This window comes from Mesorhizobium sp. M7A.F.Ca.CA.002.04.1.1, from assembly GCF_004022805.1.
Taxonomy (GTDB): domain Bacteria; phylum Pseudomonadota; class Alphaproteobacteria; order Rhizobiales; family Rhizobiaceae; genus Mesorhizobium; species Mesorhizobium ciceri.
The window spans coordinates 1-12,220 of sequence record NZ_RZPL01000076.1 but is presented as its reverse complement, the minus strand read 5'-3'; the positions used below and the strand labels follow the sequence as shown (position 1 = coordinate 12,220).

The 12,220-nt window shown below is 62.6% G+C and carries 13 protein-coding genes; 7 read left to right on the top strand and 6 right to left on the bottom strand.

Translation table 11 applies throughout. From position 1 onward, the window contains the following. Positions 1–140 precede the first annotated feature (140 nt). Entirely contained in the window at positions 141–1,169 is a 1,029-nt protein-coding gene (locus ENZ75_RS06475; protein WP_063167916.1) for an NAD(P)/FAD-dependent oxidoreductase, read from the top strand. A 3-nt stretch (positions 1,170–1,172) separates the two neighbouring features. Here the strand turns inward: ENZ75_RS06475 and ENZ75_RS06470 are convergent, their stop codons facing one another. Further along, positions 1,173–2,654, bottom strand: coding sequence for an MDR family MFS transporter (locus ENZ75_RS06470; RefSeq protein ID WP_063167917.1), 1,482 nt, complete (start codon positions 2,652–2,654; stop codon positions 1,173–1,175). 202 nt (positions 2,655–2,856) lie between these two features. After that, on the bottom strand, positions 2,857–3,516 hold the full coding sequence (locus ENZ75_RS06465) for a DUF922 domain-containing protein (RefSeq protein WP_063170227.1): 660 nt from the start codon (positions 3,514–3,516) through the stop codon (positions 2,857–2,859). A gap of 103 nt (positions 3,517–3,619) precedes the next feature. On the opposite strand from ENZ75_RS06465, the gene folP reads away from it, so the two are divergent. Genes folP through folK form a run of 3 tightly spaced genes read left to right on the top strand, consistent with a single transcriptional unit; the run spans position 3,620 to position 5,330 of the window. Beyond that, complete coding sequence (gene folP / locus ENZ75_RS06460) at positions 3,620–4,471, top strand: dihydropteroate synthase (RefSeq protein ID WP_063167918.1); 852 nt, start codon at positions 3,620–3,622, stop codon at positions 4,469–4,471. 3 nt (positions 4,472–4,474) lie between these two features. Then, positions 4,475–4,834, top strand: a complete 360-nt coding sequence (gene folB / locus ENZ75_RS06455; RefSeq protein ID WP_013531873.1) for a dihydroneopterin aldolase — start codon at positions 4,475–4,477, stop codon at positions 4,832–4,834. Then, positions 4,818–5,330 (top strand): 2-amino-4-hydroxy-6-hydroxymethyldihydropteridine diphosphokinase, encoded by a 513-nt coding sequence (folK, locus tag ENZ75_RS06450; protein ID WP_013531872.1) that lies wholly within the window; start codon positions 4,818–4,820, stop codon positions 5,328–5,330. Before folB ends, folK begins: the two co-directional genes overlap by 17 nt. 26 nt (positions 5,331–5,356) lie before the next feature. On the opposite strand, the gene ENZ75_RS06445 is transcribed toward folK, so the two are convergent. Continuing rightward, positions 5,357–5,902 (bottom strand): DUF924 family protein, encoded by a 546-nt coding sequence (locus ENZ75_RS06445; RefSeq protein WP_063167919.1) that lies wholly within the window; start codon positions 5,900–5,902, stop codon positions 5,357–5,359. Between the two features lie 14 nt (positions 5,903–5,916). Further along, positions 5,917–7,752 carry a monovalent cation:proton antiporter-2 (CPA2) family protein gene (locus ENZ75_RS06440; RefSeq protein ID WP_013531870.1) on the bottom strand — a complete coding sequence of 612 codons (1,836 nt, stop codon included), beginning with the start codon at positions 7,750–7,752 and terminating at the stop codon, positions 5,917–5,919. Between the two features lie 160 nt (positions 7,753–7,912). Here ENZ75_RS06440 and ENZ75_RS06435 point away from each other — a divergent pair, with 160 nt between their 5' ends. The 3 genes from ENZ75_RS06435 (at position 7,913) to ENZ75_RS06425 (ending at position 10,620) form a co-directional block, all read left to right on the top strand. Continuing rightward, a complete protein-coding gene (locus ENZ75_RS06435; protein WP_063170228.1) occupies positions 7,913–8,902 on the top strand; it encodes an AraC family transcriptional regulator in 990 nt (329 codons plus the stop codon). A gap of 60 nt (positions 8,903–8,962) precedes the next feature. Beyond that, positions 8,963–10,171: an MFS transporter gene (locus ENZ75_RS06430; RefSeq protein ID WP_063167920.1), complete on the top strand. Its 1,209-nt coding sequence runs from the start codon at positions 8,963–8,965 to the stop codon at positions 10,169–10,171. A gap of 182 nt (positions 10,172–10,353) precedes the next feature. Continuing rightward, on the top strand, positions 10,354–10,620 hold the full coding sequence (locus tag ENZ75_RS06425; protein WP_024503536.1) for a hypothetical protein: 267 nt from the start codon (positions 10,354–10,356) through the stop codon (positions 10,618–10,620). Between the two features lie 111 nt (positions 10,621–10,731). Here the strand turns inward: ENZ75_RS06425 and ENZ75_RS06420 are convergent, their stop codons facing one another. Both ENZ75_RS06420 and ENZ75_RS06415 read right to left on the bottom strand, forming a co-directional pair. After that, the gene (locus ENZ75_RS06420) at positions 10,732–11,286 is read right to left on the bottom strand and encodes a hypothetical protein (RefSeq protein WP_024503535.1); all 555 of its coding nucleotides are present in this window, start codon (positions 11,284–11,286) and stop codon (positions 10,732–10,734) included. A 135-nt stretch (positions 11,287–11,421) separates the two neighbouring features. Then, on the bottom strand, positions 11,422–12,220 hold a 799-nt coding region (locus ENZ75_RS06415; protein WP_128277974.1), incomplete at its 5' end, for a TIGR01620 family protein.

The following is a 12,220-nucleotide window of genomic DNA, read 5'->3' as shown; positions in this document are numbered from 1 at the left end:
GTCATGCAGTGTCCTGCTGTTTCACCACAGCGCCGCGCGTCCTCTTGGACGCGCAACGGACGCTGTAGCACTTTTATTTGCGCATGATCCTTTCCGAAAATCGTTCCGATTTTCGGGGTCATGCGCAGCGAGGCACAGGCATGACCGACATCACCAGGACAGACGTGCTTATTGTCGGGGCAGGGCCGGTCGGCCTGTTTGCCGTGTTCGAGCTCGGCCTGTTCGACATGAAGTGCCACCTGATCGACATTCTCGATCGGCCGGGCGGCCAATGCGCGGAACTTTATCCGGAAAAGCCGATCTACGACATTCCAGGCTGGCCTTCGATCTCGGCGCAGGGGCTGGTCGACAAATTGCTCGAGCAGATCGCGCCGTTCAAGCCCGATTTCAGCTACAACCGAATGGTTTCCAGCCTGGAAAAACTGGAGGACGGCAGTTTTCGCGTCACCACCGACGAAAACGAGGTGTTCGAGGCCAAGGTGGTGGTGATTGCCGCCGGCGGCGGCTACTTCCAGCCCAAGCGTCCGCCGATCCCCGGCATCGAGCCCTATGAAGGCAAGAGCGTCTTCTATTCGGTGCGCCGGATGGAGGATTTTCGCGGCCACGACCTCGTCATTGTCGGCGGCGGCGACTCGGCGCTCGACTGGACGCTGAACCTGCAGCCGGTGGCAAAGAGCGTGACGCTGGTGCACCGGCGGCCTGAGTTCCGCGCCGCTCCCGACAGCGTCAACAAGATGTATGCCATGCAGGAGATGAAGCAGCTCGAATTCCAGGTCGGCCAGGTGACCGGATTGACCGGTGCCGACGGCCAGTTGTCATCGGCCACCATCAAGGGACCGGATGGCGACGTCGAGGTGCCTTGCACGCGCATGCTGCCGTTCTTCGGCCTGACCATGAAGCTCGGACCGATCGCGGAGTGGGGTCTCAACCTTCACGAGAACCTCATTCCGGTCGATACCGAAAAATTCCAGACATCGGTGCCCGGCATCTTCGCGGTCGGCGATATCAACTGGTATCCGGGCAAGCTGAAGCTGATCCTGTCGGGTTTCCACGAAGTGGCGCTGATGGCGCAGGCCGCCAAGCGCATCATCAGCCCCGGCGAGCGCATCGTTTTCCAGTACACGACCTCATCGACCAGCCTGCAGAAGAAGCTCGGCGTCTCCGGCTGAACTTTACTCGGCCAGCATCGGCGCCGCATTGTCGGCGTAGCCGCGAAGCTCCTTTTCGGGCATCAGCGTCAGCGTGATCAGCCCCAGCAGCAATGTAGCGGCGGCGACGGCAAAGATCATCACGAACGGCTCGATCGTCGCGCTATGGCCAGCGATCCGCACGCCTTCACCGGCAAGCGGCAAGCCGTAGCCCAGAGCGACCGCGCCGAGCATGGCGACCCCAAGCGCACTGCCAAGCGAACGCAGGAATGTCAGCACGCCCGTCGCGACGCCGAGATGCACGCGATCGACGGCGTTCTGGACCGACACGGTGGTGACCGGAAACGTCGTTCCGGTTCCAAACCCGATGCAAATCGTCAAGACCTCGACCTCCAGCAGCGTTGCATATCCTGCGACGACGGCCAGCAGGCAGAGGCACAGCATGCTGAAGACGACGCCCACCATCGCAATGCGCTTGTAGTGGGTGAAATGCGGGATCATACGCCCGCTGAATGCCGCGCCGCCGACGGTCCCCAGCAGAAGCCCAAGCATCGCGATGCCCGACTCCGCTGCCGACAAGCCGAGCACCGCCTGAAGATAGACGGGCAGGTACACAGCCATGCCGACGCTTGCGGCCTGAAGCAGGAACATCGAAAGCGTGCCCGCCAGAACGATTGGATTGCCAAGCACTTCGAGTGAGATGAGCGGCTCGGCGGCGCGCATGAGCCGCAAGGCAAAAGCGCTCCAGAAAATCGCCGAACCGCAGAGAACGCCGATGACTTCAAGCGAAGTCCAGGGATAGGCGCTGCCGCCCCAGTTCAAGGCGAGCAGCAGCAGCGCCGTGGCAATTATCAGAAGCAGCGCGCCCAGGCCGTCGATGCGATGGCGCTTTGCGGCAATGGGCAGTTTCTTGAGCGGCTTGTTGATGATCGCCATCGCAAGAAAACCAAGCGGAATGTTGATCCAGAAGATCAGTGACCAGTGCAGGTGCTCTGCGAAAGTGCCGCCGAGCAACGGACCGGCAATGCTGGCGACAGCCCATGTGCCGGAGAACCAGGCGGCATAGCGTGCCCGCTCGCGCGGCGGCACGAGATCGCCGACGACGGTCTGCGTCAAAGCGAACAAGCCGCCGCCACCGGCGCCCTGGATCGCCCGCCCGACAACCAGCACAAACATGTTGGGGGCCATCGCGCTGACCAGCGATCCCGCCAAAAAGATCAGGATCGCGGCATAGACGGTCGGCCGGCGGCCGTAGACGTCGGAAATCTTGCCGTAGAGCGGAGCCACGGCTGTAGCGGTCAGGAGATAACCGGTGACGATCCATGGCAGATAGTGTGCGTTTCCGAGCGCATGCCCGATGGTCGGCATGGCCGGCGCGACAATGGTCTGATCGAGTGCCGCCAACAGCATCGACAACAGCACGCCGCCGATGATGGCGTTCTTTTCGCGCTCTGTTATCGGCGTGCCGGTTTCCGCCATCGTTTTCTCATCGACAGCCTGGTCCATGATCGTTCATCCATAAGCTTGCGATTTGACCGGCGCTGTTCAGCCGCTCCGGCTTCATGACCGTTTGGATCGCATTGGTGTTTTAAGCTCGTCTGGCGAGCCTGATATATGTCGTCCCATATAGGCCGGTTTCGACGGCGGCTCGAAAGTTTTTCGAATCTGGCACTACGTTTCGGTGAATTGGCTTTCAGTTCGGGTGCGTTCAGGCCGGCGGCAGTCGTCCGTTGCCGATGCGCTCCATGCGGTAGCGCAGCAGCCGCAAGATGCGGCTTTCGAAATTGACGCTTTCGACGCGGTCGAACTGAAGCTGGGCGCGGTCGTGCCTGGCCAGAACAGCCGCGGTGATCGCGGCCGCCTTGGCCTTGGCGGCGTTGCAGTTCTTTTGCGGGTAGGTGGCCTTCAAGGCCTCTTCGAGTTCGCCGCCATGGTTCTTGGCGATTTCGACATGGCGCTCCTCATGGCGCTTGATGTCGGCCGACAGCGTATCCCAGAACAGCCTGACATCGGCATCGGCCTTGCGCGGCCGGCGCCACTCGGGAAGGATCACCTTCACCTTGACGGTCACCACCGCGTCGGCAATCCGGCAGGAACTCGGTGTCTGCGCATAGCTGATACGGGTGGTGAAGGCCATTTGCGTGGCGCCCGGGTGCCGCGTGCCGGTGCTTTTCACCTCCGGGCCGCGTTTGGAGAGTTGTGCCTCGATGTCGTCGAGGGTGCTGCCGCCAATGGCGAAATAGCTGTACGTCTTGACGAGATTGGCCGCCGCCGCCGGGTGCGGCGTTATGGCGAGCAGCAGCGCGCAAGCCAAGGATTGTTTCACGCCCAAGGACTGTTTTTTCATGCCAAGCATGGATCGTTTCATCATGTTGCCTCTTCGACCACCTTGCTTTACGGCCGTTGCCGGCGCAATGAAATTGATCCGCCAGGGATCACACATGATTGATGAACTCCATGGTCGATGAGCAATGACGGCCAGGCGATGGCAATTGGCGCATGGACGCCATCTCGACCTTGGCGGCAAGGCCGTGGTCGTCGGCATCCTCAATGTCACGCCCGACAGCTTTTCCGACGGCGGCCAGTTCGACGCTCCTGAAAAGGCGCTGGCCCAGGCGCGCCGCATGATCGGGGAAGGGGCACTGGTTGTCGATGTCGGGGGAGAATCGACGCGCCCAGGTGCTGCCGCGGTATCGGCCAGCCAGGAACAGGCCCGCATCCTGCCGGTGATCGAAGCGCTGGCGGGCGTGAACGAGGTGCTGATTTCGGTCGATACCTATCGCGCCGACACGGCGCGGCTGGCGGTCGCCGCCGGCGCGCATATCGTCAACGATGTCTGGGGTTTGCAGCGCGAGCCCGATATTGCTCGTGTCGCCGCCGATACCGGCGCCGGGCTTGTCATCATGCATACCGGGCGGGATCGCCAGAAGCTGCCGGACGCGATTGCCGATCAGTTGGCATTCCTGCGAAGGTCGCTGGAAATCGCCCGCCAGAACGGCATCGCCGATGATCACATCGTGCTCGATCCCGGTTTCGGATTCGCCAAGGAGACGGCGGAGGAAAATCTCGACCTGATGGCACGCTTTTCGGAATTGCATGCACTCGGCCTGCCGCTGATGGCCGGCACGTCGCGAAAACGCTTCATCGGCACGGTCACCGGCCGTGATGCCGCCGACAGAGGGGTCGGAACAGCGGCGACCAGCGTCATTTTGAGGCTCCAGGGCGCCGATCTGTTTCGCGTCCACGATGTCGCATTCAACGTGGACGCATTGGCGCTCGCCGATGCTATGCTGGCGCGTCAAACCGACCGGGCGAGAAACTGATCGATGTATGTCATCCGCATGAAGAACTGCGCTTTCTTTGCCCGGCACGGCGTGCTGGACGAGGAGGAACGGCTCGGCCAGCGCTTCTATGTCGATGCCGTTCTGACCGTTGATCCAGGCCGGGCGCTTGCCGAAGATTCGATCGAGGATACAGTCCACTACGGCGTTGCATTCAGCGTCATTGAAAAGATCATCACCGGGCAGCGCCGTTTTCTGATCGAGTCGCTGGCGCTCGAAGTGGCCCGTGCGCTGACGGCGCGTTTTCCGCAGATAAAGAAAGCCGAGATCACGGTGCGCAAGCCGAACGCACCAGTGCCCGGCGTGCTCGATTATGTCGAGGTGACCGTTGTCTGGCCCGAATAGTACCGTTTATCTCAGCCTTGGCGGCAATCTTGGCGATCCGGCGAAATCCATGAGCGCGGCGCTGCGCATGCTGGATGCCGACGCGGATACGCGTGTCACCGGCGTCTCCTCGCTTTATCGCACACCGCCCTGGGGCAAGCTCGATCAGCCGGATTTTCTCAATGCGGCCGCCGAAATTTCCACCGTGCTTGCACCGCGTGCCTTGCTCGACCTCTGCCTCGATGCGGAGCGCAAGCTGAAGCGGGTGCGCGAGGAGCGGTGGGGGCCGCGGCTGATCGACATCGACATTCTGGTGTTCGGCGACCGCGTCATCCACGAGACCGGGCTGGAGGTGCCGCATCCGCGCATGCTGGAGCGCGCCTTCGTGCTGGCGCCGCTGGCCGAGATCGCGCCCGGCCTGGTTGTCAGCGGTCGCAGCATCACCGACCGCCTGGTCGCCGTCGATACCTCAGGCATCGAGCGATTGTCGTCCGGCCGGGATTGGTGGCTGGCCTGATTTCTGGGCAAAGCGACGGCCGAACTTTAGCCCGAGAAGCCGCCACCATCCAGGAACGTCTGCTCCTGCGAGGTGGTTTCGCGCCCAAGCATCCTGTTTCGATGCGGAAAACGGCCGAATTGCTCAATGATATCACGATGTTCGACAGCATACTTCAGATAGGGCTCGGCCCTGGCCTGCGTCAGCTCGACCGAAATATCCTGGTCGGCCAGTAGCTCCGAATGCTCATAGGGCAGGTAGAGGAAAACGCGGAGTTCTTCCTCGAGTGCCAGGTCATGACCAGCCGCGATCGCCTTCTCTGCGAAATATCTGGCGAGCGGATCGGTCGCGTACATATGGCCGGTGCCGCGAAAGCAGTTCCGCGGAAACTGGTCGAGCAGGATCATCAGCGCCAGCGCGCCTTCGGTATGTTCCAGCCAGTCGTCGCATTCACGCCGCGCGGCGGCGTAGTGCAGGTCGAGAAAGCGGTCGCGGAACTCGGCATCGAATGCTTCGTTCTTCTCGAACCAGGCATCCTCGCCGGCATCGCGCCAGAATTTGGTGACCGACAGGGCTCTGCTGTCCAATTCCATACCTGATTCCTTGCTCAATCGGCGGGTTCGGATTTGTGCAGCACACCCGCGGTCTCTTCGTTGAGTGCCTGACCAGGCCGGCGCGGCGTCGAGAGCGGTGTCGGAATCGGCGTGCCGATATTGCCTCTCAGGAAGCGCTGTCCGGCGCGAATGCCTTCGGCGAGCTGGGTTTCGAAGCGGTCGGTGTCGCGGCGCCTGACATCTTCGATCGTTTCAGCCACGTCTTCGGGATCGACGCCCAGAGATTCCAGGGCCGAGCCGCCGAAAACAAGTGCGGATTCGAAGGTTTCGCGCAGTTGGTAGTCGACGCCGGCACGTATGAGCTGCAGCGCCGTTCCACGGTCGAATGCGCGGGCCAGCACGGTGAGCAGTGGGAATTCGGCCTTGATCAGCTGGGCGATGCGAACAGCCACATCGGCCTTGTCGACGCAGATCAGCACGGCGCGCGCCCGGCCGGCACCGGCGGCATGCAGGATGTCCAGCCGCGTGCCGTCGCCATAGTAGACCTTGAAGCCGAAATCGGCCGCCGCCTGGATCATTTCGACGTCATTGTCGATGATCGAGACGTCGATGCCGCGCAGCAGCAGCGGCTGGCTGGCGATCTGGCCGAAGCGGCCGAAGCCGATGATCAGCACGCTGCCGGTCAGGCCATCGGCGACGTCGACGCCGTCGAGCGACTGCTCGTCGCGCGGCGTCAGATAGCGCAAGGCGATGATGGCCAGCGGCGTCAGCACCATGGAGATGATGACGATCGCCGTCAGCGTCGCATTGGCGTTGCCGTCGATGATGCCGACCGCCGCGGCCGCCGAATAAAGGACAAAGGCGAACTCACCGCCTTGCGCCATGAAGACCGCGCGCTCAAGCGCCTCGCGGTGGCTGGTTTTCAGGATACGGGCGACGATGTAGATGCCGAATGCCTTCATCACCATGTAGGCGACGACATAGATGGCAATCAGCCGCCAGTTCGCCGCGACCACATGCAGGTCGAGCGACATGCCCACCGCGAGAAAGAACAGACCGAGCAGGATGCCGCGGAACGGTTCGATATCGGCTTCGAGCTGATGGCGGAAGGTCGATTCGGACAAAAGCACACCGGCCAGGAAGGCGCCCATCGCCATCGACAGGCCGCTGAGCTGCATGGCGAGCGCGGATCCGAGAACGACCAGAAGTGCCGCCGCCGTCATCACCTCGCGGGCACGGGCATCCGCCAGGATGCGGAAGAACGGATTGAGCAGATAACGGCCGGCCACAACCAGGCCGACGATCGCGGCGAGGCCGATGCCGACCTCGGTCAGCCGCTCCGATAGGCTGGTGTCGGCACCGCCGGGCGCCAGAAACGCGATCAGGGCCAGCAGCGGCACGATGGCAAGATCCTCGAGCAGCAGGACCGATACGATGCGCTGGCCTTTCGGCGCGGCGATTTCGCCGCGTTCCTCGAGAAGCTGCATGACGATCGCTGTCGAGGTCAGCACGAACCCGGCGCCGGCGACGAAGGATTGCGCGATTGGAAACCCTCCAGCCATGCCGACCCCGGTCAGCAGGAGCGCGCAGACGCCGACCTGCAACGCACCGAGGCCAAAGATCTCGCGGCGCAGGCCCCAGAGCCGCGATGGCTGCATTTCCAGCCCGATGATGAACAGGAACATCACCACGCCGAGTTCGGCGACATGAAGAATGGCTTCCGATTCGGAAAAGACGCCGAGGCCGAACGGGCCGATCACCACGCCGGCAGCCAGATAGCCGAGGATCGAGCCGAGGCCCATGCGCTTGAAGATGGGAACGGCGACGACACCGGCAGCAAGCAGCGCCACCACCTGAACCAGATCACTGCCCGATGCTTCCGCCGCCATGCCTCTTGTCCCTGTGTCTTGCAGCACTCCTTGCATGCAGTTGGAGCGGGAGGCAAGGCGAGAAATCTGCCGGAAAGGGTAGGGTGCCGTTGCAGTGATTGACCTGGTGGAACAACGGTCCCCGCTTGCCTGCCGGACGTTCGGCATCTATATTGCGTATATGTTTGACCATTCGTCCCGGCCGTCCTCGCCGCCACATATCCCGATGGATGCGCTCAGCGAAGTTCTGCAAGACTTTCGCTTGAGTGGTGTCAACTATGGCCGCTGCGAACTCCGGCACCCATGGAGCATAGACTTTCCGCAACAACAGCTGCTTCGGTTTCACTTTGTCGGCCAGGGCCCATGCTGGATTCATACTGAATCGCAAGGTTGGCAGGAGCTGCGCGATGGCGATCTGGTGCTGCTGCCGCAAGGCATCGCCCATCGGCTGGCGAGCGCGCCGGACGTTGCAGGGGGCTCGCTCGAAGGTTGCCAGGTGATCAAGTTGGGGGGCAACGTCTGCGAAGTGGTACGGCAAGGAACGGGCGCGACGAGCACCCTTTTCTGCGGCTCCATGGCCTTGGACTCCTATGCGCTCAACCCATTGATCACGTTGATGCCGCCTGTCATCAAGGGTTGCGACGTGGCCGGCAATGACCCGGTCGTCGGTCCTTTGCTGGCGGCCATGACGGTGGAGGCCTCGCAGCCGCAGATGGGCAGCGCCACGATTCTGTCGCGTATGGCCGACTTGCTGACGGCCCGGCTCATACGCTGCTGGGTCAATTGCAATGGAGCCTCGACCACCGGTTGGCTCGCAGCCATCCGCGACCCCCATATAGGCCGCGCTTTGGCGGCCATGCACCGCGACCCCGGCCACAACTGGACGCTGGGAAGCCTGGCCGGCGTGGCAGGCCAATCGCGCTCGATTTTCGCCGAGCGTTTCAGTGCGGTATTGGGGGAGGGTGCCGCACACTATCTCGCCCGCCTGCGCATGCAGCTTGCCCGCGAATTGCTGGGCCAAAACGGCTTGTCGGTTGCCGAAGTCGCTACCCGTTTGGGCTATGATTCGGAGGCATCCTTCGCGCGCGCGTTCAAGCGCATCACCAATGTCTCGCCGGGCGTTGTGCGTCGCACAATTCCCGGACGAATGGATATGAATTTCGGATTCTAAGATACATATCATCCGAGCGGACTCGCCTATTTAAGACCTCCAAACTTTGGAGATCTTTCCGTGACTGACACAACATTACAGCTTGAAGACGCCGCGACTGGCCTTGATGCCGATGCACCAGCCGCGTGGAGCGCAGCCACCTGGTTCGCGGTCATTTCATTGGCGGCCACCAGCTTTGCCTTGGTGTCGGCCGAATTCCTGCCCGCAGGTCTGCTGACGCCAATGGCACGCGATCTCGGCATCAGCGAGGGGACGGCCGGACAGGTAGTCACCGCCACCGCTTCCGTCGGCGCCGTGACGGCCATGTTGAGCAATGTTCTCATCGGCCGCTTGAACCGCAAGGCGGTGCTGGTTGGTCTCAGTGCTCTTGCGGTCGGTTCCAATGTCCTGGCGGCGCTGGCGACCGATTTCTGGCTGTTGCTGTTGGGCCGCGCCGGGCTGGGCATCGCTCTCAGCGCTTTCTGGGCACTTTCGGTCGCCGTTGTGGCGAGGCTGGTTGGCGCCAGCGCGACAGGTCGGGGCATGGCGATCGTCACCCTGGGCGTCTCGCTCGCAACCATTGCCGCACCGTCGATGGGCGCGTTGATCAGTGACTGGATAGGGTGGCGCAGTGCCATGGCCATGACGGCGGGGCTGGCCGCGCTTGCCATGCTGCTGCAGTTTCTCAGCCTGCCGACCTTGCCCGCAACGGCAAGCAACAGCCTTGCAGATGTATTTCGGCTGACCCGGCGGCGCGGCATCCAACTCGGGATGCTGGCTATCCTTTTGCTGATGACGGGGCATTTTGCCGGCTCGGTCTATGTGCGTCCCTTCCTCGAACAGGTGACACTCCTTACAACCGGACCGATTGCCTTGGCTCTGCTCGGGTTTGGCGTCGCTGCCGTGATCGGTAATGTTGCCGGCGGCCGCATGGCCGACACCAACATCCACATGGCCCTCGCAGTCACCGCGGCGTTGATGGCGGTTGCGGCACTTACTTTGGTGCTTTGGGGCTCGCGTATCGGCGTTGCCTTCGGCTTCGTTACGCTGTGGGGTTTCGCCTTTGGCATGGCGCCGGTGGTGCTGCCGACCAATATGTCGCGCGCGGCGCCTGATGCGCTGGAGGCAGCGGGCAGCCTGATGGTCACCTCTTTCCAAATTGCCATCACCATCGGCGCGGTTGTCGGCGGCTATGTCGTGGACACCTATGGCGCGACTGGACCTTTGACTCTGACTGCTATCCTTGCCGCATCGACCGCCGTCTTGGCGCTGCTGCAGCCTCGCAGCTGAACTTTGCAGCCGCCGACACAGTAGCCTCAAATCCTGCCGCCAGCGATGTTGCAGGCGCGATACACAAGTTGAGGCCGGGAACACGTTGCATCTTGCCGCAATCGAAGGCTAAGGACGCTCGGCTTCGGCCATTGGAGGGTGATCGACGATCAAGTCGCGCCCTTTTTGAGGAGATGACTGACATGAAGAAGTTTTTGTTTGTTGCCGTCGGCCTGGCGGTGCTTGCCGGTTCGGCTTGCTCGAAGGCGCCTGAGTGCACGGCGGAGATCGCAACCAAGAAGGCGCAGGACATGGCTGCAGCACTTCAGGAGGCGATCACCAAGGACCCGGCCAAGGCGGCTGATCTGACCGCCAAGGTCCAGGCGGTGACAACCAAGTATCAGGGCACCACGACGTTGGCCGACGCCTGCAAGGCCTATGACGAAGTGACGGCCGCGATCAAGGGCTGACACCCTGATTTGAGATCAAGGCCTAAGCGCCTGATTCGATGGGCTCAAGTGAGAGGGCGGTGACCGTTGGGTCGCCGCCTTTTTCTTCGGATTTTTCAGTTCGGCGCGATTTCAGTTCGGCGCGATGGAACCGACTTCGACCGCGTCGACCCGCTTCAGGCTCATGCCGATCACCGGCACCAATTGGTCGTTGACGCGCACGGCGATAGTCACCGTCATCGAATTGTCGTCAGGGATGCGAGCCTGCATGACGCCGCGCAGCTGGTTGCGGTTGATGGTGAAGACCACCTTGCGGGGATCGACGACGTTGCCGCCGATGATGTCGAGGCCGGAACCGGTCGCGCCACCCATGAAGCTGCCCTTGTAGCCCTCGCGGCCCTTGCGCTCGATCTTGGCCGACATTGGCTGGGTGAACATACCGACCCGGCAGCCGCCGTCGAGCGACATGCCGACCTTGCCGTCGGGCGTCGAGCCGGTGAAGCTGCAGTTGAACTTGGTGCCCTTGTACTTGCCGGCGACGATTTCGCCGGGACCGATCCACTTGCCTTCGGCAGACTGGAAGAACTGCTTGTCCGGCTCCGCCGCAGAGGCCACTCCGGCAATGCCGACGACTGTCGTAATCACCGTTGCCAGGGACAGGACGCTGGATAGAATTACGCTTTTCATCGACGACACCCGGCAACAAAGATGCTGTTTGGAACCGGTCTGACCATGAACAAGATTGGTTAATGCTTCGTCACCGCGGGGCCGCCGCAGAGCAGTCCGGTAACGATTCCGAATGCCCGGACACTCCAGCCCGGCTCACTTGCCGGAGGGGGTCGTTGCACCGTCTTTCCTGGTTGCGAACGATGTCAGCGCCGAGAGGAAGTCGCCCAATCCGGGACGTTTGGCGGCGCTGAAGGGCAGGGGTCGAGCCGTCTCCATCGCGGCGATGCCGATGCGCGCCGTCATCATGCCGTTGACGACGCCCTCGCCAAGCTTGGCCGAAAGGCGCGCGGCCAGGCCGTGGCCAACGATCTGCTGGACGACACTGTCGCCGACCGCGATCGAACCGGTTACCGCCAGATGCGCCAGAACGCTGCGCGCCAGGCGGAAGAAACCCAGCGTTCCCGGCCGTCCGCCATAGAGTTCCGACAGGCGCCGAATGAGCCGCCCGGCCTCGAACACGACATAGGCAACATCGACCAGTGCGCGTGGACTGACCGCCGTCACCAGCGAGACGCGTTTGGCAGCTTCGAGAATCATCACTTTCGCTCTGGCATCGAGTGGTCCGAGAATTTCAGCCTCCGCCAGGCGCACGAGATTGCCGCCGTCGATGATTTCGCCGCGCAATTCGGCCAGCTCGCGCCGGCCGGCCGCGGTCTCGGGTTTGGCCGAGACAAAGGCCGACAATTCGTCGACGACCGATCGTGCCGCCTTGGGATCGTCGCGGGCGATCGCATCGAGCGCCCGCTTCTGCAGCTTTTCGACCTCGGCGAGGCGGGCGATCGCCAGGAATTCGCGAATCAGGATCACCACAAGCGCCAGCACGGCGATGGCGGCCATGCCGGCGGCCAGCCAGCCCAGCCACTCAGCGCGCGCAAAGAGGTCGCGTATGAGC